This is a genomic window from Aquamicrobium segne (assembly GCF_042656785.1).
Classification (GTDB): domain Bacteria; phylum Pseudomonadota; class Alphaproteobacteria; order Rhizobiales; family Rhizobiaceae; genus Mesorhizobium; species Mesorhizobium segne.
The window spans coordinates 29,937-53,368 of sequence record NZ_JBHSLL010000056.1; the positions used below are offsets into that span (position 1 = coordinate 29,937).

Consider the following 23,432-nt stretch of genomic DNA (forward strand, 5'->3'; position numbering starts at 1 on the left):
CGACTTATCCGGTAAGGCTACTTGTGCAGCCTGATCCCCAAGAGTAGCAATTCACAAGAGTTGAGCAACCAGATGGTTTTTTGCTTAAAGCCTGCCAGAAAGAATTTTGATGAAACGACTCATTCCACCCTTGTTCATCATATTGTGGGCCTCTGGTTTCATCGGCGCCCGCTATGCCATGCCATGGACAGAGCCTTTCACCTTTCTCAGTGCACGCCTCATCATCGCAGCAGCCATTTTCGCTCTGCTGATTGTTATTCTGGGCGCTCCAAAAATTCCGGCCAGCATGGCCATTCATGCAATCATCGTCGGTGCACTGATACATGGCGTCTATCTCGGCGGCATGTTCTGGGCAATCCATCAGGGCATGCCCGCTGGCCTGACCGCACTGCTTGCCGGGCTGCAACCGCTCATCATTGCTGTCATGGCCGGACAATTGCTTGGTGAAAAAATCCTGCGCCGTCATTGGCTGGGCCTTGCCATCGGTTTGACCGGTGTCACCATCGTGCTGTGGCCCACCCTTGGCATAAGTGGCAGCGGTATCAATATGGCCACATTGGGTGCGGCCATATGCGCTGTGTTTGCCATGAGCATTGGCACCATCTGGCAAAAGCGCCATGGCGTAAGCGGCAATCTGCTGACCGGAACCTTCTGGCAATATATCGGCGCAGCCGCTGTGACTGTCCCTTGTGCACTGCTTTTTGAAACACGCACGATCATAATCAACGGCGAGCTTGTCTTTGCCCTTGTCTGGCTGGTGCTCGTCTTGTCGGTGGGAGCAGTTTTCCTGCTGATGATCCTCATCCGTGATGGCGAAATGTCAAAGGTAGGATCTTTGTTTTATCTGGTCCCGGCAGCAACTGCGCTGATGGCATGGGCGTTGTTTCGTGAAAACCTGACCCTGATGCAGATGGCAGGAATGGCCATCACCACCGCGGGCGTCGGACTTGCGACCATACGTGCGCCGAGCTTCAGGCGCGAACCCGCGCCCTTGCTTCCAGGTAACGGCTGATGGCCGCGTTCAATTCACCGCCAAGGATAAAAATTGCCGACACGATATATAAAAAAACCACTGCAATCATGATCGAGGCAAGACCGGCATAGGTCGAGGCATAGGCCGAAAAATTGTCAATATAGACGCCAAACACGGTTGAACCGAAAACCCAGGCAAGCAGTGTGAAGGCAATACCCGGCAAAATCGACAAAAAACTGCGGCGTCCGGCGGGCAACCACATATGAACAGCAAACAAGGCCCCGATAATGACCCCCGCAGCAACAAAATAACGCCAGAAGGTAATGGTGCCCATATAGGGGCCGATCCACTCAAATCTGGCTTCCGCAAGACGCGCCATCAGTGGTGCAAACACCAAAAACACACTGATAGCGAAGAAAACCGCAGAGCCAATCAGCACAAAAACAAGACTTTGCACACGGCGGTAGATAATTCCCCGATTTTCTACAACCCGATAGGCCCGGTTGAGCGAGGTGCGCAGCGCCTCAATGCCATTGGAAGCAAAAAACGCGGCCAGCAGCACACCATAGGTCAAAAGGTCGGCGCGCTGAACGGTAAGCACATCACGCACTTCACGCGCTATTGGTTGAGCAATCTGCTCCGGCCATGTATCAAAAACCAGATGTACAGCCGTATCGGCAAAAGCCTGCGCCCCTAGAAACGAGGCCAGCGTCGTTGCAAAAATCAGGAAAGGAAACAGCGCCATCAGCGCCGAAATGGCCAGATGCGAGGCCATCGCCCACCCATCATCATTATTGAAATGGCCCAGCGCGTCGTAAAGAACACGCCTGATGGCTGCAATCTTGCGTAGCAATGGCATGTCTCGCATTGAATCAGAGCCGCGAATATGGGAAGAGTCGCCCCTGAATGACAAGCCCCTGTAAAAGCATGGCCAGCCCCATAGCAGAATTACCCACCATCATCATCACCGGTGCGTCTTCAGGCATTGGCGCCTATTGCGCCCGCGCCCTGAAGGCCGATGGCTGGCGTGTATTCGCCACGGCGCGCAAGCAGCAGGATATTGAAGCCCTGCAACGTGACGGTTTTGAAGCCTTTTATCTCGATTATCGCGAGCCGGATTCGATCGAGGCGCTGGTATCGGCTGTTCTGGAGCGCACAGGCGGACGCCTTGACGCACTTTACAACAATGGCGCCCATGCACAGGCAGGCGCCGTCGAAGATCTGCCGGTCGAGGCGCTGCGCGAACAGTTTGAGGCCAATGTCTTTGGCTGGCATGACCTGACCCGCCGTGTTCTGCCAGCCATGCGCGCACAAGGCCATGGCCGGCTGGTGCATTGCTCTTCCATTCTGGGCCTGATGCCCGCACGTCTGCGCGGGGCTTATTGCGCCTCCAAATATGCGGTGGAAGGGCTGATGCTGGTGTTGCGCCAGGAACTGGAGGATAGCGGCATCCATGTTGCGCTGATCGAGCCAGGGCCAGTGGAATCCAACATTCACAAAAATGGCATGACCTGGTTTTTAAAATATATCGATTACGCAAACTCCCGCTATCGCAAGGATTACCGCGCCCAGCTTGAGCAGGCTCGCAAGAGTGAAAGAAAAACCCGCGCCAGCCCGCAGGTCGTCTACAAGGCGCTTCATCATGCGCTTGTATCACCCCGGCCCCGGGCCCATTATGTGGTCACCACACCTGCACGCGCTGGCATCGTGTTAAAACGCCTGCTGCCAGCGCGCCTGCTTTATCGAATTCTTTCAAAAGCGGCCTGACCGCACCGACCCGACACAAACCGGATATTTTATCATGGCAACCGTCTTCAACATCATCGCCATCCTCTTCATGATTGCCGTGGTTGTGGTGCTGATCCGCGGCCTCATCAACATGATGCAAAGCGGGTCAGGCAGCAAATCCAACAAGTTGATGCAGGCACGCATCGCCTTTCAGTTTGTCGCGCTGGTTTTTCTGCTGCTGGCTTTGTATCTTTCCAGCCGCTAAAGCGTTTTGTGAGCACAGATGCATATAAACAAAACTTAGAGCATTTCCTGTTTTGGGCGTGTTCGTGTGGAGGAAAATATGGTCAGGCTGAACAAGATTTACACCCGCACCGGCGATGCCGGCACCACAGGTCTTGGCAGCGGTGAGCGGCGGCTGAAATGCGACACAAGGGTAAAAGCCTATGGTGCGGTGGATGAAGCCAATGCCTGCATCGGCATGGCCCGCGTGCATACGGCAACAACACATCCCGACATCGATGCCATGCTCAGCCGTATCCAGAATGACCTGTTTGATCTTGGCGCCGATCTGTCCACGCCCGATACGGGCAAAAAGCTCGACTATGAGCCGCTGCGTATCATTGCCTCACAGGTTGAGCGCGTGGAACAGGATATTGATCTGTTGAACAAGGAGCTTCAGCCGTTGCGCTCTTTTGTGCTCAATGGCGGAACACCGGCGGCAGCAGCACTGCATCTGGCCCGCACGGTCGCCCGCCGTGCCGAGCGCGATATGGTGGCGCTGGCCCAGATTGCGGGCGAACATGTCAATGCCGAAGGCATCCGCTACATCAACCGTGTGTCGGATCTTTTGTTTGTGGCAGCGCGAGCGGTCAATGATAATGGAAATGCCGATGTGCTATGGGTGCCTGGCAAGAACCGTTGAACCTGCATTTGTGGACATCTGATGTTCATTCCGCTTCATGACACAAACCAACTGCAATATATCCGGTTTCCCTGGGTCACGATCGGGCTGATCGCGCTCAATATCCTCACCTATTTCACAACGACACTTGGCGGCGAAGATTTTTCCAACGCCGCCATGCTCGGATTGGGCTTCATCCCGTCCATCATCTACCAGCACGCAGAACTTGCACCGCAATTCATCATGATACCGGAAGGCTGGAGTTATCTTACCTATTCCTTCCTGCATCTCGACATTTTCCATCTTGGCGCCAACATGCTGTTTTTATGGGTGTTTGGTGACAATGTTGAAGATGCCATGGGGCATTGGCGGTTTTTTACCTTCTATCTTTTATGTGCGGTGGCCGGCGCCTTTGTCCATGGGCTGGTCGCCCCCGAATCCCAGGCTCCGCTGATCGGCGCTTCAGGTGCGGTGGCCGGTGTTATCGCCGCCTATCTGCTGCTTTATCCGCGCCACAAAGTCTGGATCCTTGCCTTTGCCCGCATTCCCTTGCGCCTGCTCGCCTGGTGGGTGCTGACTGCCTGGATCAGCCTGCAATTCATCATGTTTTTTGGCATGTCCGGTGATCAGATTTCTTGGGCCTGTCATATTGGCGGCATTCTTGCCGGTGGCGCGATGGTGACTGTGTTCAAACGTCGTGACGTGGCGCTGTTTTCTTCTCCCCAAACCCTGCCTGCCGATCTGCCCGCCACAGCAATTGAAACACGGCATGAAGAAAACCCTGTGCCGTAAAAGCGCAAAACAGGCTGCGACATTTCAACCGATTTTGTTTGCCCGATACGCCCCGATTCATATTGACGGGTCCGGGGGCCCAAACTAGGCTGCCGGCCGACTGCAAAAAACCTCCCGCCACGATTGGCGCTGGGATGCCGGTTGAATAGTTTTGACAAGGAAACGCTGCAATTTGCGTTGCCTGTGACAGATTGAGAGGCGCATACAGCATGAAAATTCTCATCCCCGTCAAACGGGTTGTCGATGCCAACGTAAAGGTTCGCGTGAAAAGCGACGGATCAGGCGTCGAACTTGCCAATGTGAAAATGGCGATGAACCCGTTTGATGAAATCGCGGTGGAAGAAGCCATCCGCTTAAAAGAAGCGGGCAAGGCAGATGAGATCATCGTGGTGTCCATCGGCCCCCAGCAGGCACAAGAAACACTGCGCACCGCTCTTGCCATGGGTGCAGACCGCGCCATTCTGGTTAAAACCGACGAAGCGACCGAGCCGCTCGGCGTTGCCAAAGTGCTCAAAGGCGTGGTCGAGGCTGAACAACCCGGTCTTGTCCTCCTCGGCAAACAGGCCATCGACGATGACAGCAACCAGACCGGCCAGATGCTGGCTGCACTTTTAGGCTGGGCACAAGGCACCTTTGCCTCGAAGGTTGAGCTTGAGGGTGACAAGGCAAAAATCACCCGCGAGGTTGATAGCGGCCTGCAAGCGGTAGAGCTGAAACTTCCAGCCATTGTGACGGCGGACCTGCGCCTTAACGAGCCGCGCTATGCTTCCTTGCCCAATATCATGAAAGCCAAGAAGAAGCCGCTTGAGGAAAAAAGCCCGGCCGATTATGGCGCAGATGTTTCACCGCGTCTGAAAATCATCAAGACCGAAGAGCCGCAAGGCCGCAAGGCTGGCGTCAAGCTCGCTTCGGTGGCCGAACTGGTTGACAAGCTCAAGAACGAAGCAGGCGTACTTTAAATCATTTCCTGTTTCCACCAAAACAATGAAATGCTGCAAAGCCTTTTAAGCTCAAAACTTGAAAACGGCTTTGAAATCAAAGATATGCGTCAAACAAGGGCCTGAGGCAGGAAAGTGAACTTAAAAAAAATTCACGATACGCTTTCAGGCGGGAATAGGAGATAAAAAATGGCAATCCTTCTGATCGCCGAACATGACAACGCCACGCTGTCAGACCAGACCGCCAAGACGCTGAGCGCTGCCCTCCAGATCGGCGCCGATGTGGATGTGCTGGTAGCCGGTCAAAATGCTCAGGCGGCTGCCGATGCGGCTGCAAAATTGACCGGCGTGCGCAAGGTGCTGCTGGCGGAAGCCGATGAACTAGCTGAGCGTCTGGCCGAACCTTTTGCTGCACTGATCGTGGCCCAGGCTGCCAATTACGACACCATCATCGCCCCAGCGACCAGCGCCGGCAAGAATGTCGCACCGCGCGTTGCCGCCCTGCTTGATGTGACCCAGATTTCGGAAATCACCGAGGTGCTAGCCCCTGATACGTTCAAGCGCCCGATCTATGCCGGCAACGCCATCCAGACGGTACAGTCAACCGAGGCAAAAAAAGTCATCACCGTGCGCACCGCCTCTTTTCAGGCAGCCGCTGAAGGCGGTTCGGCCCCGGTGGAAACAGTGTCGGCTGCCGCTGATCCGGGCCTGTCGAGCTTTGTGGAAAACAAGCTGTCTGAAAGCGACCGCCCGGAACTGACCTCGGCACGCATCATCATCTCCGGCGGGCGCGCACTCGGTTCGGCAGAAAAGTTTGAAGAAGTCATCCTGCCGCTGGCTGACAAGCTGGGAGCGGCGATCGGTGCTTCACGCGCTGCCGTTGATGCAGGCTATGCCCCCAATGACTGGCAGGTAGGCCAGACCGGCAAGGTGGTCGCCCCTGATCTTTACATTGCCTGCGGTATTTCCGGCGCCATCCAGCATCTGGCCGGCATGAAGGATTCCAAGGTCATTGTGGCTATCAACAAGGACGAAGAGGCCCCTATCTTCCAGGTGGCTGATTATGGCATTGTCGGCGATCTTTTCACTGTTCTGCCAGAACTTGACAAGGCGCTTTGACCATAACGGTGCAAACAGATTAAACTGACAAGGACGGGGTCAATAAATGGCCCCGTCCTTTTGGTGTGTGACACACAATTTCAAGCAGGCGAAAACAAAATGGACAGGATCGCAACGGTCGGCATCGTCGGAGCAGGACAGATGGGAGGCGGCATTGCCCATGTCTCGGCTCTGGCTGGTTATGATGTTTTAGTCTACGATATTTCATCTGACCGCATCGAAAAGGGGCTGGCCACAATCAGTGGCAATATGGCCCGGCAGGTTGCCTCGGGCAAACTGGATGAACAGGCCCGCAAAGATGCGCTTGCCCGCATTACTGCGGCTCACTCCATGGCTGATCTGGCAGCCGCTGATATGGTTATTGAAGCCGCAACCGAAAATGAGGCCGTCAAGCGCAAGATTTTTGCCGACCTTTGCCCGCTGCTCAATCCAGGCGCAATTTTGGCAACCAACACCTCGTCCATCTCCATCACCCGTCTGGCCGCCCAGACGGATCGTCCTGAACGCTTCATCGGCATTCATTTCATGAACCCGGTTCCGGTCATGAAGCTGGTGGAACTGGTGCGCGGCATCGCCACCGATGATCAAACCTTTCAAACGGCAAAATCCTATGTCAAGCAACTCGACAAGGCGATCACCGTATCCGAGGATTTTCCAGCCTTCATCGTCAACCGCATTTTACTGCCGATGATCAATGAGGCCATTTACACGCTTTATGAAGGGGTAGGCTCGGTCGAGGCCATCGACACGGCCATGCGCCTTGGCGCCAACCATCCGATGGGGCCGCTCCAGCTTGCCGATTTCATCGGTCTGGATACCTGCCTGTCAATCATGCAGGTGCTCCATGACGGCCTGTCGGACTCCAAATACCGTCCCTGCCCATTATTGGTCAAATATGTCGAGGCTGGCTGGCTTGGTCGCAAAACCGGACGCGGCTTTTATGATTATCGCGGCGAACAGCCCGTGCCGACGCGATAAGCAACAGATTGCGGCACGCTTTAAATTTCTTCGCCAAAACGGTTTGAGATCAGTTCGGTCAGCGCATCAAGCGCGGCCCTGGCCTGAGGCCCGCTGGCAATCACCCGCACAAAACAGCCGGGGCTTGCCGCCAGCATCATCAGGCCCATGATTGAGGTTCCGCCAACACGCATGCCATCTTTTTCAACCGCAATCTCGGCATCAAAGCCGCTGACCAGTTGTACAAATTTGGCCGAAGCGCGCGCATGCAGGCCGCGCTGATTGACGATTCTGATCTCGCGAACGAACTCTTTCATGCCCTGTGCAGCAGTGCTCATTTGCCTGCCAGAAGCTGACTTGCAACATTGATATATTTGCGCCCGGCAATTTGCGCCTGCTCGACGGCAACCTCTATATCGTCGGTTTTGCGAATACCCGAAAGCTTGATCAGCATCGGCAGATTGACCCCGGCAATCACTTCCGTGCGCCCGGCTTCCAGAACTGAAATCGCCAGATTGGAAGGTGTGCCGCCAAACATATCGGTCAGCACAATGACACCGGTTCCGGTGTTCACATCCTTCACCGCCTGAATAATATCACGGCGGCGCTGTTCCATATCATCCTCCGCACCGATCGACACGGTGGCCAACTGGTCCTGTGGACCGACCACATGTTCCAATGCGTAGCGGAATTCCTCGGCCAGACGGCCATGCGTGACGAGCACGAGTCCGATCATTGTTGGATGGCTCCAGTCATGGCCCCTTCACAAGCGCTTCTTATCGTTATCATCTCGTGGCACGGGAAAGCCATCTTGTCGAGACCAGATATATTGGCAAGCCCCAAACTGTGCCGGGTGGACTGTTTTTATCACACAAACCGGTCAAATTACGGTTAAGGGCGGCATTTCCAGCCAGGATTTCACAATACGCAGCCCATATATCACATTTTGGGCAGGCACATCGATTCGCGGCACCTGACAGCCGACAAGCTGTTTTGTCACCGCCTCTGGAAACCGCACCATATCTTTTTCCGGAACAAGACAGACAACAAGGTCGATCACGGCAGCCGGCTCAGCAGGCAAATGGCGCACACCAAGGCCATGAACCTCAACCAGCCCGCAAATGGCGGGAGGCGCATAACACACCAGCCGCCCTGTCTGGTTTTCCACAAAAAGCTGATCATCCCCAATCAGCCGCGCAAACCGGCCCTGGCTTCTGAAACGCTCGATCAGTTCCAGCGCCAATGTGGTTTTGCCTGAACCGGATGGTCCCATGACAAGGATACCGCACTCGCCCAGCACAAGGGCCGTACCATGAACATTGACCGGTATGTCCGCAACACTCATGCTTCAACCGGCAAGCTAATGGTAAAACGTGCACCCTTGATGTCACCGGGCCGCGCACCGGGGATGTTTTCAGCCATCAATGTTCCACCATGCGCCTCAATGATCTGGCGGCTGATCGACAGACCAAGACCTGAATTCTGCCCAAACGCTTCGCTGGAAGGGCGGTCCGTATAGAAACGCTCAAAAATGCGTTCAAGCGCATCGGTGCGGATACCAGGTCCATTGTCATCAATGGTGATGATATTGGAATTTCCAGCCCGTTTGAGCGCAATAGCAATCACACCCTGCTCATCGGGAACAAAAGAGCGCGCATTCTCGATCAGATTGGTGATGACCTGCCCAAGACGCAGATCATGGCCGCTGACGCGGTAGTCTTTTGCACCCGGCGGCAGGCTTGCAACAAGAAGCTGAATATCGACCGGCTTCTTGTGCCGGGAAGCCTCACGCGACACCGAAACAAGATCGGTCAGGAATTTTTTCAGATCGACACTGTCGGCATCCTCGCGCGCCAGTTCGGCATCAAGGCGTGAGGCATCGGAAATATCGCTGATCAGCCGGTCGAGGCGGCGCACATCATGCTGGATCACTTCCAGCAGCCGCTCACGCGAAACATCGCTCCTGGCCAGCGGCAGCGTTTCCACCGCACTGCGCAGCGAAGTGAGCGGATTTTTCAGCTCATGGCTGACATCGGCAGCAAAACTTTCAATCGCATCAATACGCGCATAAAGCGCATTGGTCATGTCGCGCACCGCCACGGAAAGATTGCCAATCTCATCTTGCCGGTTGGAAAAATCAGGAATTTCCTCACGCCCCTTCACCCCCCGGCGCACCCGAATAGCTGCTGCCGCCAGACGCCGCAGCGGATTGGCGATGGTGGAGGCCAAAAGCAGCGACATCAGCCCTGTCACCAGAGCCGCAATGACAAAAACGCGCAAGATCGCCTTACGCTCGGCTGCAACGATCTTGTCAATATCCCCTTCCGAGGACAGCATCAAAACCCCCAGCACAGCACGAAACCGCTGGATCGGCACAGCAACCGAAACCACCTGCTCGCCCTTTTCAGAAAGGCGCACAATGGTTGAAGGGCTGCCGGTCAGGGCCTTCATCACTTCAGGATAGGCCGCACCATTGCCGCCCGGCTGCTCATGATAGACCGGCAGGTCGTTATTGCGAAACAGATTGAAGACAAAATGCTCAACCCGCTCTAAAATATTCGGCGCGTCCTCATCCACCGGCGGCAAATCATAGCGCAGAATCTGGCCACGCGAATAAAGCCTGCGTGAATCCAGCAACAACATGGCATCCCGGTCATAGACACGGGCGCGAACCTTGGTGGGTGAAATCAGACGGCGCAACAACGGAGCGACACGCTCAGGATTGATAGGAAAATCAAGATCATCCAACTGGTCGGAGCCGGGGGCAAGGCTTTCGCCTGCCTGCAATTCCAGCAGTTTTTCCGGGTCGATACTGATTGAATCCGTTTCAATCGTCGCCGAAGACGCAATGGCGCCTGCAATGATCTCACCTTGCGTCATCAGGCTTTCGACACGGGCATCAATCAGCCCGTCCCGGAAGGTGTTCAGGTATAAAATACCCGTCACCATCACGGCCAGACCGGCCAGATTGACAAACAGGATGCGTCTTGTGAGGCTGGAAAAGAAATGATGGCCAAGGAAGCGGCGAAGCGGCACCGTCACCTTTGACAAAACCGCAAGGCGGCGAACCGGGCGCCTGCCGACACCTGCCGTTTTCCTTGATTGCAGATTGGTGGCCATGGCCCCTGTGGCCCCGCTATCGGCTAGAGCGCCGTGCGTCCAATCGGACGCACAAAGGACGCTCTAACACTTTGAATGAGCATCGGAATAATCCGAAAACCGATTCCACTTTTCGGTCCGATGCTCTAGCGCATGGTGATTTCATCTCAAATCCTCATGCTCCGGCCTCTTGTCCTCAACCCATGATTTTTATCTGAAAAATCTGCAACTTTTCACGATCAGACTTTACGCTTCCCGGAAGCGGTAGCCGACACCATAAAGTGTCTCGATCATCTCGAAATCATCATCGACCACCTTGAACTTCTTGCGCAACCGCTTGATGTGGCTGTCAATGGTGCGATCATCGACATAGACCTGCTCGTCATAGGCCGAATCCATCAGCGCATCGCGGCTCTTGACGACGCCCGGCCGCTGGGCCAGCGAATGCAGGATGAGGAATTCGGTGACCGTCAATGTCACCGGCTGCCCCTTCCAGGTGCAGGTATGGCGCTCCTGATCCATGACAAGCTGGCCGCGCTCCAGAGAGCGGCTTTGCTGGTTTGCCGTCTTGGCCGTGGTTTCACGCGCACTGGCGCGGCGCAGCACGGCCTTGACCCGCTCCACCAGCAAACGCTGTGAAAACGGCTTGCGGATAAAATCATCGGCCCCCATCTTGAGACCGAAAAGCTCATCGATCTCGTCATCCTTGGAGGTCAGGAAGATGACCGGCAGATCGGTCTTCTGGCGCAGGCGGCGCAGCAGTTCCATGCCATCCATACGCGGCATCTTGATGTCCAGTATGGCCAGATTGGGCGGACGTGCAGCCAGCCCCTCCAGCGCCGAGGCGCCATCTGTGTACGTCTCGACCCGATAGCCCTCGGATTCCAGTGCAATGGAAACCGAAGTTAAAATATTGCGGTCGTCATCGACCAGCGCAATCGTTGCCATTTCAAGTGGCTCCCTCATGGTCGGCATCCCTTCTCAAAACAGAAGGGCTTGTGCAGGACAAATTAGGTACAAAATGTGACGTGTCACTCATCTGGCGCCACATATGCCATAAAACTTGCAACCGGTAAAAGCGGGTCTGGTAAAGCCTGCTTTGGGTTTGTCTGACAGTTTTACACACATCTAAACGATTTAAACAACTTTCAAATTTTTTAAATCGATTAAACATTTGATATTATTTATTTTTTCTGGTTCTGACCCAAAGTGGACGAGCCACAGAGTTGCTCGTCCATCGTCTTTGTGGACCGCGAAAGGATCTTCATGTCGGAAATCGGCAAACGCAATCCCGCATACGGGCTTGATGTGCTCGGCCTTCAGAGTTCCGGGAGGGTGCATTACAATCTCGGACCTGCCGAGCTAAGCGAAGAGGCCATCCGTCGCGGCGAGGCCCGCCTGACCGCCCATGGCGCGCTGGTGGCCGATACCGGCCAGTATACCGGCCGCTCGCCCAGGGACAAATTCGTCGTTCGCGATGCAAACACCGAAGCACAGGTATGGTGGGACAATAACCACGCCATGACACCTGCCCAGTTTGACCAGCTTTATGCGGATTTTATTGCCCATGCGGCAAGCAGAGACCTGTTTGTTCAGGATATGATTGGCGGCGCTGATCGCTCTTTGTGCCTGCCGACCCGCGTCATTACCGAATTTGCCTGGCATTCACTGTTCATCCGCAATCTGCTGATCCGTCTTTCCGATGAGGAAATTGCCGGTTTCACAGCCGATATGACGATTATCGACCTGCCTTCCTTCCGCGCGGACAATGCGCGCCATGGCGGGCGCAGCGAAACGCTGATTGCGGTTGATCTGACCCGCAAGATCGTACTGATTGGCGGCACGCAATATGCGGGCGAGATAAAGAAGTCGGTGTTTACCGCGCTTAATTACATTCTGCCCGCCAAGGGCGTCATGCCCATGCACTGCTCGGCCAATGAAGGCCCCAATGGGGAGTCAGCAGTCTTTTTCGGTCTTTCAGGAACCGGCAAGACCACGCTTTCAGCCGATCCAAAGCGCACCCTTATCGGTGATGATGAGCATGGCTGGGGGCCGGAAGGCATTTTCAACTTCGAGGGTGGCTGCTACGCCAAAACCATCCGCCTTTCGGCTGAGGCTGAGCCGGAAATCTTTGCCACCACCCGCCGTTTTGGAACGGTGCTGGAAAATGTCGTGCTCGATGACAAGCGTGTGCCTGATTTTGACGATGGCTCACGCACTGAAAACACACGTTGCGCCTATCCGCTCGACTTCATTCCCAACGCCAGCGCAACCGGCTGCGCCAGCCATCCCAAAAACATCATCATGCTCACCGCCGATGCCTTTGGCGTCATGCCACCAATTGCAAAGCTAACCCCGGCACAGGCCATGTACCATTTTCTTTCAGGATATACGGCCAAGGTGGCTGGCACCGAGCGCGGCGTGACCGAGCCGGAAGCAACCTTCTCCAACTGTTTTGGTGCGCCCTTCATGCCACGCCACCCATCCGAATATGGCAATCTGCTGCGCAAACTGATTGCCGAACACAAGGTTGATTGCTGGCTGGTCAATACCGGCTGGACCGGTGGCGCTTATGGTATTGGCAGCCGCATGCCAATCAAGGCCACCCGCGCTCTTTTAAGTGCGGCCCTCGATGGCTCGCTCAAACAGGCCAAGTTCCGTACTGATCCGAATTTTGGCTTTGAAGTGCCCATGTCGGTGCCCGGTGTCGAGCAATCCATCCTCGACCCGCGCTCAACCTGGGCCGACAAGCAAGCCTATGATCGACAGGCGGCCAGGCTGGTTGGCATGTTCATCAAGAATTTCAGCATATTTGAAGCCCATGTCGATGCCGCAGTCAAAGATGCCGCTCCACATCTGCAACAGACTGCACAATAGAGCGCCCTTTCAAAGGCCCGGCTCAGCCGGGCCTTTTCTTTTTGTGCGTCAGACGGCATGACTGGCTGATGAGCACAGAAGACAACATCATCATCGACAGGCAAACCACCATCTATTCCGATGAGCTTGAAGAAGCTTTTATCCGCGCTTCCGGTCCGGGCGGCCAGAATGTCAACAAGGTGGCCACCGCCGTCCAGTTGCGCTTCGATGCTGCCAATGCCCGCGGCCTTTCCCAATATGTGAAGGAGCGCGCCATCAAACTGGCCGGCCAGCGCGCCAGCAAGGAAGGCGTCATCCTCATTGAAGCGGCGCGCTTTCGCACTCAGGAACAAAATCGCGCTGACGCCCGCCAGCGGCTGACAGAGCTTGTTGCCAAAGCTGCAGAACCACCGCCCGCACCGCGCAAAAAGACCAGACCCACCAAAGGCTCGATCGAACGGCGGCTGAAAGCCAAGGCCGGGCGCTCTGCCATCAAGAAATTACGGGGGCGCATCGACAATGATTGACAAAACCCTGTCCCCTTCCATTTTCTTCATCTAAGTTGAAGCGTATCATTGCCGAACAACAAGGAGAGTTTTATGGGCATTTTTGACTTCGTAAAGAATGTGGGTGCAAAGCTTGGCTTTGGCGATGATGAGACCCCGGATGCAGACGCCCTGAAAAAAGAGCTCGATTCCCACAAGCTGGGCACCGACAAGGTTGTGGTCGAGATTGATGGCGACACTGCCGTGCTCAAGGGTGAGGTCGCAGATCAGTCGGCACTTGAAAAGGCCATCATTGCGGTCGGCAATACACTTGGCGTCTCCAAGGTGCAGGCCGACGAATTGAAAGCCACCTCTGACGCTGCCGCCAAGGAAGCCGTTTTCTACACCGTCAAGAAGGGTGACAATCTTTCAAAGATTGCTGCGGCACATTACGGCAAGGCTTCAAAATACACCGTCATTTTCGAGGCCAACAAGCCGATGCTGACCCATCCGGACAAGATCTATCCCGGTCAGGTATTGCGCATTCCCGATCTCGAATCTTGATTTTCTTGCCGTCAGACGCAATCGTCTGACGGCAAAATGCAACGACCCCAGGACCGCACTTCTCTTTTCAAAGCTTGCGGAGCGCCACTTCCTCGACCATATGGTCGGCCCCTTTGCGCAAGATCAGATCGGCACGTGGCCGTGTCGGCAGGATATTTTCACGCAGATTCTTCAGATTGATGTTTGCCCACAAGCCTTCGGCAATCGCTTGCGCTTCTCCTTTAGTAAGCTGCGAGTAACGATGGAAGAAGGATTGCGGATTGCGAAAAGCCGTTTCACGCAACCGCATGAAACGGGCGACATACCAGTCGTGAACCAGCCTTTCATCCGCATCGATATAGATCGAAAAATCAAAAAAATCAGACAGGAAGGGCACGAATTTGCCATCCGGCGGCAGGCTGCGTGTTTGCAACACATTCAAGCCTTCAAAAATCAGAATATCCGGCCGGTCAATGGTGATGAAGGAATCGGGAACCACATCATAGGTCAGATGTGAATAGACCGGGGCCTGAACATTCTTTTCACCTGATTTGATCGCCGACAAAAAGCGCAACAGCGCCCCCACATCATAGCTTTCAGGAAAGCCCTTGCGCTCCATCAGATTTTCACGATGCAGCACCTCATTGGGCAGCAAAAAGCCATCCGTCGTGATGAGATCAACCTTGGGGCTGGACGGCCAGCGGGCCAGAAGATCCTTCAAAACGCGTGCCGTCGTTGATTTTCCCACCGCAACCGAACCGGCCAGACCGATGATGAAAGGCGTTTTCGTCGCCGACTTGCCATTGAAGAAAATCCGCCTTTGTGCCGACAGAAGCTGGCTGGCCTCGACATGGGCAGACAGCAGTCGTGACATCGACAGGTAAATGCGGCGCACCTCATCCAGATCAACCGGGTCATTAAGCGAGCGCAGATGATCGACTTCGGTGCTGGTCAGGGTCAGCGGTGTATCAGCGCGGAATTTTGACCACTCCTGCGCCGAAAAGAACAGATAGGGTGAATATTGTGCGCTCGGGGCAAGCTGATCCATTATATTTTACCCTCGCGTCAGCCTGGCTGGCTGCGGGATGCTTTTTCAGCAACACCAGACTGGCCTGTACGCCGCTCAAGCTCCGCCAGAACCTCATTGAGCGAGACACCGCCAAGATTGAGCACAACAAGCCAATGATAGAGAAGATCCGCGCTTTCAGAAACAATGCCCTGAGTGTCGCCTTTGACTGCGGCAATCATCGTTTCAACCGCTTCTTCCCCCAATTTCTGGGCGGCCTTGTCCATGCCTTTGGCAAACAATTGGGCTGTCCAGGAGGACGGATCGCCAGAGCGCGCCCGTTCGCCAATTATGTTTTCAAGATCAGAAAGCGTAAAATGGGTCATGGCGCGATTTAAGTCTGATCTGGATCAGAGTCCAGACGAACCGGAATACCCGCTGCCGCCAGACAGGCCTTGGCCTCTGCAATCGTATAGGTGCCAAAATGGAAAATCGACGCGGCAAGAACCGCTGCCGCATGGCCATCGCGAATGCCTTCCACCAGATGATCAAGCGTGCCCACACCGCCCGAGGCAATGACCGGCGCCCGCACCGCGTCAGCCACGGCCCGCGTCAGCGCCACATCATAGCCAGCCTTGGTGCCGTCGCGATCCATGGAGGTGAGCAGGATTTCACCCGCCCCCAGATCAACCACCTTGCGGGCAAATTCAATGGCATCAATGCCGGTTCTTTCGCGCCCGCCATGGGTAAAGATTTCCCAGCGATCCACCTCATTTTCGCTGCTGACCTTCTTGGCGTCAATGGCCACGACAATGCACTGATTGCCAAACTTGTCTGCCGCTTGCGCCACAAAATCCGGGTTTTTGACCGCTGCCGTATTGATCGACACCTTATCGGCGCCTGCCAGCAATAATTTGCGAATATCAGCCACTTGCCGCACGCCGCCACCCACTGTCAGCGGCACGAAACAATGCTCGGCAGCCCGCGCCACCACATCAAAAATCGTATCTCGATTTTCAGAAGAAGCGGTGATGTCGAGAAAGCAGATTTCGTCGGCGCCGGCAGCGTCATAGGCGCGTGCTGCCTCGACCGGATCACCAGCATCGACCAGATCAACAAAATTGACGCCCTTGACCACGCGGCCATTTTTAACATCCAGACAGGGAATAATACGGGCTTTGAGGGTCATAAAATGACTTCCTGTTTCAATTGTGCCAATCAGCCATGAGCTTTGCGTAAAATTGCCAGCGCCTCTGCCGCATCAATGCGCCCGTCATAAAGCGCACGCCCCGAAATAGCCCCTTCCAGTCTTGCCGCATCAGGCATGGTCAACCGTTCAATATCGGCCATCGAGGCAAGCCCCCCCGATGCAATCACCGGAATGGAAACCGCATCGGCAAGTTCAATGGTCGATGCCCAGTTGATCCCGGCCAGAATGCCATCGCGGTCGATATCTGTATAGATAATGGCTGCAACGCCCACGCCCTCAAATTCTTTGGCAAGCTCGATGACACCCAGTTCCGAGGCTTGCGCCCAGCCTTCAACCGCCACCTTGCCGCCACGCGCATCGATGCCGACCGCCACTTGGCCTGGAAACGCCTTGCAGGCCTGCTTGACCAGTTCCGGCTCGCGCACCGCCACCGTCCCTAAGATGACGCGGGCCAGCCCCTTTTCCAGCCAGGCTTCAATATGGGCAAGCGAGCGAATACCGCCGCCAAGCTGCACCGGATTTCGGGTGGCTTTCAAAATCGCCTCAACCGCCACACCATTGACGCTTTGCCCCTCAAAAGCGCCATTGAGATCAACCACATGCAGCCATTCAAACCCCTGCTCTTCGAAAGCACGAGCCTGCGCGGCAGGATCGTCGCTATAGACGGTTGCCTGCGCCATATCACCCAGTTTCAAACGAACACACTGGCCATCCTTGAGGTCGATAGCAGGAAAAAGGATCATGGCTTCCACTTCAAGAAATTGGCAATAAGGGCAAGGCCCAGCCGCTGGCTTTTTTCGGGATGAAACTGGGTTCCGACAAGATTATCGCGCGCAACCGCTGCTGTTACCGGCCCGCCATAATCCGTCACCGCAAGGAGCTGTTCAGGTTTTTCAACGTGAAGATGATAGGAATGGACAAAATAGGCATGAAGGCCCTGCTGCCCGGTGGCAATGCCGGAAAATAGCGAATGGTTGCGTTTCAGCTCAATCGTGTTCCAGCCGATCTGCGGAATTTTCAAGGCAGGATCGGCAGGTGACATTTCTTCCACCACACCCGAAATCCAGCCCAGACCTTGCGTGACCGACTTTTCCAGCCCGCGTTCCGACATGAGTTGCATGCCCACACAAATGCCGAGAAAGGGCAGCCCACGCGAAATCACAACCTCATTCAAGGTCTCCCACATGCCCTCGACAGCACGCAAGCTGGCAACGCAGTCGGCATAAGCTCCGACACCCGGCAGCACGATCCGATCGGCCCTGCGCACACGCTGTGCATCCGCAGTCAGTTCAATATCGGCATCAATGCCACTTTCACGCGCTGCCCGCTCAAAAGCCTTGCTCACCGAGCGCAGATTGCCTGATCCATAGTCGATAATGGCAACACGCATGTCAGCTTCTGCCGTAGGAGACAAGACCGAGCGAAGGCGCGGGCTCCATCACATGCTGCCTGGCCGTTTCTACAGGGGCCATGCCAATCACCGGCTCCGGTTCCGGTTCCAACCACTCATCAAATGCCGCATAGGCATAACGCATATGGGCGTCATCAAGGTTTGCACCTTCAACCACGCCCCATTGCCGGTAGCCACGACGGCGCAAGGCGGCAATGCGCATCGCCTGCCCTTCCAGCCCGACATAAAGCCCGACAAGAAAGGCAAGCAATGACCCGACCGGCCCCAGAAGAAGAAAGCCACAAAAAAGCAGCACGGCAACAAAAGCCTCTCCCCATAGCCGGTGCCACAGCAACCACAGCAAGGGCAGAAAAAACGCTACCCATGCAAAACCATCGCGCACCAGCACGGCCCGTTCGGCCCTGTCCGTCGGGTTTGCCAGTGGCGGCAGCATCACGACATGGCTTGCCATGCTCACCCTTTCAGTGACCCCTTGGTGGAGGGAATGGCGTCAGGCTGGCGCGGATCAGGCTCGGTTGCCGCCCGCAAGGCCCGCGCCACCGCCTTGAAACAGGTTTCGGCAATGTGATGGTTATTGGCACCATAACGGTTGGTGACATGCAAGGTAATGCCCGCATGTTGCGCCAGCGCCTGAAAGAACTCACGCACAAGCTCGGTATCGAATGTGCCGATTTTCGGGGCGGAAAACTCGACATTCCAGACAAGAAACGGCCGTCCTGAAACATCAAGCGCCACACTGGTCAGCGCCTCATCCATGGCCAGATCAAGCGAGGCATAGCGCATGATGCCACGGCGTTCGCCCAGCGCTTTTGCCAGCGCCTGACCGATGACAATGCCGGTATCTTCCACCGTGTGGTGATCGTCAAAATGCAGATCGCCCTTGGCCCGCACATTCATGTCAATCAGCGAATGGCGCGACAATTGATCGAGCATATGGTCAAAAAAGCCAACGCCTGTGGCAATGTCGGATTTACCGGTGCCATCAATATGAAGAGAGACCGTAATTTCGGTCTCTTTTGTCATGCGGCTGACTTCGGCGGAGCGTTCGACCATGAAACCTTTTCCCATACTCAAAAGGCAATCTTTAAAAACGCTTGTCTTCTAGCAGCATGATGCTGAGATTGCCAGTTGGCAAAGCAGTGTTTGCAATCGAACCATGACGACATAAATATGCAAAAACACATCTCGTCATGCGCCGCCCGCTTTCTGTAAAGTCCGGCGCAATATCGGAGCATCCTATGTCAAATCAACTGACCATGCACGCCACGACCATCATCACTGTGCGCAAAGGCGGCAAGGTGGTCATTGCCGGAGACGGACAGGTCAGCCTGGGCCAGACCATCATGAAGGGCAATGCCAAAAAAGTGCGCCGTATCGGCAAGGACGGCAATGTCATTGCCGGTTTTGCCGGGGCCACCGCCGATGCCTTTACCCTCATGGAACGGCTGGAAGCCAAGCTGGAACAATATCCTGAACAATTGACACGCGCCTGTGTGGAACTGGCCAAGGACTGGCGCACCGACCGTTATTTGCGGCGGCTCGAAGCCATGATGCTGGTTGCCGACAAGAGCACTTCACTGGCGCTGACCGGCACCGGCGATGTGCTGGAGCCTGAACAGGGCGTGATGGCAATCGGCTCAGGCGGCAATTATGCGCTGGCGGCAGCGCGCGCCCTGATCGACACGGATAAAAGCGCCGAAGACATTGCCCGCAAGGCCATGGAGATCGCCGCTGACATCTGCGTCTATACCAACCATAATTTTGTGATCGAAACCCTTGATGCAGCCTGAAATGGCAGCCCATACCCGCCCGGCCTGGGGCCTGAACTGGAAAACGGGCGTGCTGGCAGCCGCCCTTCTGGTCAGCCTGCAGGCCCTGATCCTGCGCCTTATGGGCCATATCTGGATCTGCAAATGCGGCGCCATCAAGTTGTGGCATGACGTGGTGATAAGCTCGGAAAATTCCCAGCATATCAGTGACTGGTACACGTTTTCACACATCATTCACGGCTTTTTATTTTACCTGCTGTTTTGGGCGCTGCTGCGCAATTCAACCCTATGGACGCGGCTTTCCTTCGCCATTGCACTGGAAGCTGCATGGGAGATTCTGGAAAACAGCCCGGTCATCATCAACCGCTATCGCGAGGCCACGATCTCGCTGGATTATTTCGGCGACAGCATCCTCAATTCCACCTTCGACACGCTGTTCATGGCGTTCGGCTTTTTTCTGGCTGCCCGCCTGCCTGTGCGGCTGACAATTGCGCTGGCGATCCTTTTTGAATTGGGGGTGGGCTATCTCATCCGCGATAATCTGAGCCTGAACGTGCTGATGCTGATCTCACCGCTCGATTGGGTCAAAGACTGGCAGGCTGGCCTGTGAGCCATCGATCCGCCGCCCTTGTATGCGGGCTGCCAGCCCATACATAAGCCACACCCGCCGTTTCACGAGTATAATCCCATGAGCAATTTTTCCCCTCGCGAGATCGTCTCCGAACTTGATCGTTTCATCATCGGCCAGAAAGAAGCCAAGCGCGCTGTCGCCATTGCGCTGCGCAACCGCTGGCGCCGCCAGCAGCTTGACGGCCAGATGCGCGAAGAAGTGACCCCTAAGAACATTTTGATGATCGGCCCCACCGGCGTTGGCAAGACCGAGATTTCACGCCGTCTGGCCCGGCTGGCGCAAGCCCCCTTCGTCAAGGTCGAAGCCACCAAATTCACCGAGGTCGGCTATGTCGGCCGCGATGTGGAGCAGATTGTGCGCGATCTGGTTGAGGCCGCCATTGTGCTGATCCGCGAAAAAATGCGCGAGGATGTGAAGGCGCGCGCCCATCTCAATGCCGAAGAGCGCGTTCTGGAAGCGCTGGTTGGCAAAACCGCCTCACCCGCCACCCGTGACAGCTTCCGCAAGAAGCTGCGCGAGGGCGAACTCGACGACAAGGAAATCGAGATCGAAGTGGCTGACAGCGGGGCCGGTGGCATGCCGGGATTTGAAATTCCGGGGATGCCGGGGGCCAATATCGGTGTGCTCAACCTCAATGACATGTTCTCAAAAGCCATGGGTGGCCAGCGCACCAAAACGCGCAAGACAACGGTAAAAGAATCCTACGCCCTGCTCATCGCCGATGAATCCGACAAATTGCTCGATCAGGATGAGGTGGTGCGCCGTGCGCTGGAATCGGCTGCAAATGACGGCATTGTCTTTCTCGATGAGATCGACAAGATCGCTGCTCGCTCCGACATATCCGGCGGCCCCTCGCGCGAAGGTGTGCAGCGTGACCTGCTGCCGCTGGTGGAGGGCACAACCGTGGCGACCAAATACGGGCCGGTCAAGACCGACCATATTCTTTTCATCGCCTCCGGCGCGTTCCATGTCGCCAAGCCCTCGGACCTGTTACCTGAATTGCAGGGCCGCCTGCCGATCCGCGTGGAATTGCGGGCGCTGGAAAAAGAGGATTTCGTTCGCATTCTGACCGAAACCGAAGCCAGCCTCATCAAGCAATATGTGGCGCTGATGGGCACGGAAGGCGTGACACTTGAATTTACCGATGACGCCATTGACGCATTGGCCGGCATTGCCGTGGACCTCAATGCCAGCGTTGAAAATATTGGCGCGCGCCGCCTGCAAACAGTGATGGAGCGGGTACTTGACGAAATTTCCTTCGATGCGCCCGACCGTGATGGCAGTTCCATCACCATCGATGCGGCCTATGTGCAAAAGCATGTTGGCGATCTGTCGCGCAACACCGACCTGTCGCGCTTTATTTTGTAAACGCAACAGAGTCTGAAACAAAAACGCCGCAATCCAAACCGGATTGCGGCGTTTTTTATAGCGTTAAAAGAATCAGGCGCCCTCGACCAGCACGATCTCGCCATCAGCCACCTTTTGGCGAATCGCGGCAGCAATCTGATATTCGGGCGAATGATAGCATTCTTTTGCAACAGCCAGCGATTCAAACTCTATGATGACATTGCGCGCCCGGCCCGGGCCTTCCGCCACCTCATGATCGCCGCCACGAGCAAGAAATTTTGCGCCATAGCGTTCAAATGCAATTTTAGCGGCCGCCACATAATCCTTGTAATTTTCAGGATCACGAATATCGACGCGCGCAATCCAGTATCCCTTGGCCATGATCGTCTTTCCTTCCGTTGATCCCTCAGCCTCAGGCCGAGCGCATATCTTCAAGAATGGCTTGAGCGGCTGTGCGCCTGTCAGCGGCACCTATAATGGGACGCGCCACAACCAGATGGCTGGAACCGTTGCGGATGGCGTCACGCGGGGTCACAACCCGCTTCTGGTCGCCACGCTCTGCACCTGCCAGCCGGATACCGGGCGTCACAATCGCCATATGGGGGCCGACAATGCGCCGCACAGCCTCGGTTTCCTGCGCCGAACAGACAATGCCGCCCATGCCCGCCTGAAGCGCCTGTTCAGCACGGCGCACCACCAGTTCATGCGGATTAAGCTCATAGCCGGCCTCGCCTAGATCGTGCTCATCCATGGAGGTCAAAACAGTTACCCCCAGCAGACACAAATCACTGCCACGTGCGGCCTCAACGGCTGCCCGCATCGCCTTGGGGTAAGCGTGCAGCGTGAGCATCGAAACGCCCATGCGCACAATGTTTTCCACCGCACCTGAAATGGTGTTGTCGATATCGAGCAGCTTCATGTCGAGAAACACATTGGTCCCGGAAGCGGCAAGCTCACGCGCAAAATCCAGCCCGCCAGCAAAGGCAAGCTGATAACCGATCTTGTAGAAGGAAACCACGCCGTCAAGCTCGCGCACGACCTGTTCAGCCTGCGCCACCGTTGGCACATCAAGGCCGACAATCAGCCGGTCTTTCATTTCGCGGGCTTCCATCATTGTGTCATCCTCAAAACCAGTCCCATCACATGCTGCGCGCAAAAGCGCCCCGGAACGCCACACCGGCAAGTATCAGGCTGGCAATTGCATTCCAACCGGCCATCGACAGGCCCAGAATGCGCAGGGCGGCCTTGTCGCAGGCAGGCGGCACAAACTGGTCCAGCGCGTCCAGAACCCCTCGGCCCCCTGTATCAACCACCACACCGACATTGCCGCAATCGGCTGGCCCCTGCCACCAGCTCCATTCAACGCCTGCATGATAGGCGCCAAGATAAAGCCCATAGACCATCAACGCCCCACCAGCGACCAGAAGCAGACGTGTAATCCATGTGGGCAATTGCAGCCATGCGCTCAAAGCCGCCAGCAGCATCAAAGGCGCGCCGATATAATAAGGGGTGCGCTGCTCATAGCACAGCTTGCAGGGAATATAGCCGCCAATATGCTGAAAGCCGAGTGCAGTTCCAACGGTTGCGGCCATGGCCAGCGCAAGAAAAAGAGCCGTGTAGAAAAGACGGCGGTTCGCCAATTGTGCGTTGATCATCAGGCCGTT

30 protein-coding genes are annotated in these 23,432 nt (G+C 55.7%); 14 read left to right on the forward strand and 16 right to left on the reverse strand.

Going from position 1 to position 23,432, the window contains the following annotated elements:
* Positions 1-109: 109 nt before the first annotated feature.
* Complete coding sequence (locus tag ACFPLB_RS14735; RefSeq protein WP_378230979.1) at positions 110-1,012, forward strand: DMT family transporter; 903 nt, start codon at positions 110-112, stop codon at positions 1,010-1,012.
* Here the strand turns inward: ACFPLB_RS14735 and ACFPLB_RS14740 are convergent.
* Positions 972-1,841: a YihY/virulence factor BrkB family protein gene (locus ACFPLB_RS14740; protein ID WP_378230981.1), complete on the reverse strand. Its 870-nt coding sequence runs from the start codon at positions 1,839-1,841 to the stop codon at positions 972-974. The two genes, ACFPLB_RS14735 and ACFPLB_RS14740, sit on opposite strands and share 41 nt — an antisense overlap.
* A 59-nt stretch (positions 1,842-1,900) precedes the next feature.
* On the opposite strand from ACFPLB_RS14740, the gene ACFPLB_RS14745 reads away from it, so the two are divergent.
* The 7 genes from ACFPLB_RS14745 to ACFPLB_RS14775 all read left to right on the forward strand — a co-directional run bounded on the left by ACFPLB_RS14745 (position 1,901) and on the right by ACFPLB_RS14775 (position 7,432).
* The gene (locus tag ACFPLB_RS14745; RefSeq protein WP_378230984.1) at positions 1,901-2,740 is read left to right on the forward strand and encodes an SDR family oxidoreductase; all 840 of its coding nucleotides are present in this window, start codon (positions 1,901-1,903) and stop codon (positions 2,738-2,740) included.
* Between the two features lie 34 nt (positions 2,741-2,774).
* Positions 2,775-2,966 (forward strand): twin transmembrane helix small protein, encoded by a 192-nt coding sequence (locus ACFPLB_RS14750; protein WP_378230986.1) that lies wholly within the window; start codon positions 2,775-2,777, stop codon positions 2,964-2,966.
* A gap of 78 nt (positions 2,967-3,044) precedes the next feature.
* Positions 3,045-3,626, forward strand: a complete 582-nt coding sequence (locus ACFPLB_RS14755) for a cob(I)yrinic acid a,c-diamide adenosyltransferase (RefSeq protein ID WP_378230988.1) — start codon at positions 3,045-3,047, stop codon at positions 3,624-3,626.
* Between the two features lie 21 nt (positions 3,627-3,647).
* Positions 3,648-4,397, forward strand: a complete 750-nt coding sequence (locus ACFPLB_RS14760) for a rhomboid family intramembrane serine protease (RefSeq protein ID WP_378230990.1) — start codon at positions 3,648-3,650, stop codon at positions 4,395-4,397.
* A 209-nt stretch (positions 4,398-4,606) separates the two neighbouring features.
* Positions 4,607-5,356 (forward strand): electron transfer flavoprotein subunit beta/FixA family protein, encoded by a 750-nt coding sequence (locus ACFPLB_RS14765; RefSeq protein ID WP_378230992.1) that lies wholly within the window; start codon positions 4,607-4,609, stop codon positions 5,354-5,356.
* Positions 5,357-5,524: 168 nt separating this feature from the next.
* Entirely contained in the window at positions 5,525-6,454 is a 930-nt protein-coding gene (locus ACFPLB_RS14770; protein WP_378230994.1) for an electron transfer flavoprotein subunit alpha/FixB family protein, read from the forward strand.
* Between the two features lie 99 nt (positions 6,455-6,553).
* A complete protein-coding gene (locus tag ACFPLB_RS14775; protein WP_378230995.1) occupies positions 6,554-7,432 on the forward strand; it encodes a 3-hydroxybutyryl-CoA dehydrogenase in 879 nt (292 codons plus the stop codon).
* Between the two features lie 20 nt (positions 7,433-7,452).
* Here the strand turns inward: ACFPLB_RS14775 and ACFPLB_RS14780 are convergent, their stop codons facing one another.
* From ACFPLB_RS14780 to ACFPLB_RS14800, 5 genes are all read right to left on the reverse strand, one after another.
* The gene (locus tag ACFPLB_RS14780; RefSeq protein WP_378231406.1) at positions 7,453-7,728 is read right to left on the reverse strand and encodes an HPr family phosphocarrier protein; all 276 of its coding nucleotides are present in this window, start codon (positions 7,726-7,728) and stop codon (positions 7,453-7,455) included.
* Positions 7,729-7,745: 17 nt separating this feature from the next.
* Complete coding sequence (locus ACFPLB_RS14785; RefSeq protein WP_378230997.1) at positions 7,746-8,147, reverse strand: PTS sugar transporter subunit IIA; 402 nt, start codon at positions 8,145-8,147, stop codon at positions 7,746-7,748.
* 144 nt (positions 8,148-8,291) lie between these two features.
* Positions 8,292-8,756 (reverse strand): HPr kinase/phosphorylase, encoded by a 465-nt coding sequence (locus ACFPLB_RS14790; RefSeq protein ID WP_378230999.1) that lies wholly within the window; start codon positions 8,754-8,756, stop codon positions 8,292-8,294.
* Positions 8,753-10,531 (reverse strand): stimulus-sensing domain-containing protein, encoded by a 1,779-nt coding sequence (locus ACFPLB_RS14795; protein WP_378231002.1) that lies wholly within the window; start codon positions 10,529-10,531, stop codon positions 8,753-8,755. The genes ACFPLB_RS14790 and ACFPLB_RS14795 overlap by 4 nt, the downstream gene beginning before the upstream one ends.
* A gap of 225 nt (positions 10,532-10,756) precedes the next feature.
* On the reverse strand, positions 10,757-11,458 hold the full coding sequence (locus ACFPLB_RS14800) for a response regulator transcription factor (RefSeq protein ID WP_378231408.1): 702 nt from the start codon (positions 11,456-11,458) through the stop codon (positions 10,757-10,759).
* Between the two features lie 318 nt (positions 11,459-11,776).
* On the opposite strand from ACFPLB_RS14800, the gene ACFPLB_RS14805 reads away from it, so the two are divergent.
* The 3 genes from ACFPLB_RS14805 to lysM all read left to right on the forward strand — a co-directional run bounded on the left by ACFPLB_RS14805 (position 11,777) and on the right by lysM (position 14,415).
* Positions 11,777-13,387 carry a phosphoenolpyruvate carboxykinase gene (locus ACFPLB_RS14805; protein ID WP_378231004.1) on the forward strand — a complete coding sequence of 537 codons (1,611 nt, stop codon included), beginning with the start codon at positions 11,777-11,779 and terminating at the stop codon, positions 13,385-13,387.
* Positions 13,388-13,455: 68 nt separating this feature from the next.
* Positions 13,456-13,893 carry an alternative ribosome rescue aminoacyl-tRNA hydrolase ArfB gene (gene arfB / locus ACFPLB_RS14810; protein ID WP_378231006.1) on the forward strand — a complete coding sequence of 146 codons (438 nt, stop codon included), beginning with the start codon at positions 13,456-13,458 and terminating at the stop codon, positions 13,891-13,893.
* Between the two features lie 72 nt (positions 13,894-13,965).
* Positions 13,966-14,415: a peptidoglycan-binding protein LysM gene (gene lysM / locus ACFPLB_RS14815; RefSeq protein WP_378231008.1), complete on the forward strand. Its 450-nt coding sequence runs from the start codon at positions 13,966-13,968 to the stop codon at positions 14,413-14,415.
* Positions 14,416-14,482: 67 nt separating this feature from the next.
* Here lysM and coaA read toward each other — a convergent pair whose 3' ends face one another.
* Genes coaA through hisB form a run of 7 tightly spaced genes read right to left on the reverse strand, consistent with a single transcriptional unit; the run spans position 14,483 to position 19,074 of the window.
* Positions 14,483-15,442, reverse strand: coding sequence for a type I pantothenate kinase (gene coaA, locus ACFPLB_RS14820; protein WP_378231010.1), 960 nt, complete (start codon positions 15,440-15,442; stop codon positions 14,483-14,485).
* A gap of 17 nt (positions 15,443-15,459) precedes the next feature.
* On the reverse strand, positions 15,460-15,786 hold the full coding sequence (locus ACFPLB_RS14825) for a phosphoribosyl-ATP diphosphatase (RefSeq protein ID WP_378231012.1): 327 nt from the start codon (positions 15,784-15,786) through the stop codon (positions 15,460-15,462).
* 8 nt (positions 15,787-15,794) lie between these two features.
* Positions 15,795-16,589, reverse strand: a complete 795-nt coding sequence (gene hisF / locus ACFPLB_RS14830) for an imidazole glycerol phosphate synthase subunit HisF (RefSeq protein ID WP_378231015.1) — start codon at positions 16,587-16,589, stop codon at positions 15,795-15,797.
* 29 nt (positions 16,590-16,618) lie between these two features.
* A complete protein-coding gene (gene hisA, locus ACFPLB_RS14835; protein ID WP_378231017.1) occupies positions 16,619-17,353 on the reverse strand; it encodes a 1-(5-phosphoribosyl)-5-[(5-phosphoribosylamino)methylideneamino]imidazole-4-carboxamide isomerase in 735 nt (244 codons plus the stop codon).
* The gene (hisH, locus tag ACFPLB_RS14840) at positions 17,350-18,000 is read right to left on the reverse strand and encodes an imidazole glycerol phosphate synthase subunit HisH (protein ID WP_378231019.1); all 651 of its coding nucleotides are present in this window, start codon (positions 17,998-18,000) and stop codon (positions 17,350-17,352) included. Before hisH ends, hisA begins: the two co-directional genes overlap by 4 nt.
* 1 nt (position 18,001) lies before the next feature.
* Entirely contained in the window at positions 18,002-18,472 is a 471-nt protein-coding gene (locus ACFPLB_RS14845; protein ID WP_378231022.1) for a DUF2628 domain-containing protein, read from the reverse strand.
* A 2-nt stretch (positions 18,473-18,474) separates the two neighbouring features.
* Positions 18,475-19,074 carry an imidazoleglycerol-phosphate dehydratase HisB gene (hisB, locus tag ACFPLB_RS14850; RefSeq protein WP_378231024.1) on the reverse strand — a complete coding sequence of 200 codons (600 nt, stop codon included), beginning with the start codon at positions 19,072-19,074 and terminating at the stop codon, positions 18,475-18,477.
* 185 nt (positions 19,075-19,259) lie between these two features.
* Here hisB and hslV point away from each other — a divergent pair, with 185 nt between their 5' ends.
* The 3 genes from hslV (at position 19,260) to hslU (ending at position 21,789) form a co-directional block, all read left to right on the forward strand.
* Positions 19,260-19,811, forward strand: coding sequence for an ATP-dependent protease subunit HslV (hslV, locus tag ACFPLB_RS14855; RefSeq protein ID WP_378231026.1), 552 nt, complete (start codon positions 19,260-19,262; stop codon positions 19,809-19,811).
* A gap of 1 nt (position 19,812) precedes the next feature.
* On the forward strand, positions 19,813-20,400 hold the full coding sequence (locus tag ACFPLB_RS14860; protein ID WP_378231028.1) for a DUF2585 domain-containing protein: 588 nt from the start codon (positions 19,813-19,815) through the stop codon (positions 20,398-20,400).
* A gap of 78 nt (positions 20,401-20,478) precedes the next feature.
* A complete protein-coding gene (hslU, locus tag ACFPLB_RS14865) occupies positions 20,479-21,789 on the forward strand; it encodes an ATP-dependent protease ATPase subunit HslU (protein ID WP_378231030.1) in 1,311 nt (436 codons plus the stop codon).
* Between the two features lie 72 nt (positions 21,790-21,861).
* Here the strand turns inward: hslU and ACFPLB_RS14870 are convergent, their stop codons facing one another.
* From ACFPLB_RS14870 to ACFPLB_RS14880, 3 genes are read right to left on the reverse strand one after another with little or no spacing between them, the layout of a single operon-like run.
* Complete coding sequence (locus tag ACFPLB_RS14870; RefSeq protein ID WP_378231032.1) at positions 21,862-22,149, reverse strand: DUF1330 domain-containing protein; 288 nt, start codon at positions 22,147-22,149, stop codon at positions 21,862-21,864.
* 31 nt (positions 22,150-22,180) lie between these two features.
* Entirely contained in the window at positions 22,181-22,879 is a 699-nt protein-coding gene (gene pyrF / locus ACFPLB_RS14875; protein WP_378231411.1) for an orotidine-5'-phosphate decarboxylase, read from the reverse strand.
* A gap of 28 nt (positions 22,880-22,907) precedes the next feature.
* On the reverse strand, positions 22,908-23,423 hold the full coding sequence (locus ACFPLB_RS14880) for a disulfide bond formation protein B (RefSeq protein WP_378231033.1): 516 nt from the start codon (positions 23,421-23,423) through the stop codon (positions 22,908-22,910).
* Positions 23,424-23,432 lie beyond the last annotated feature (9 nt).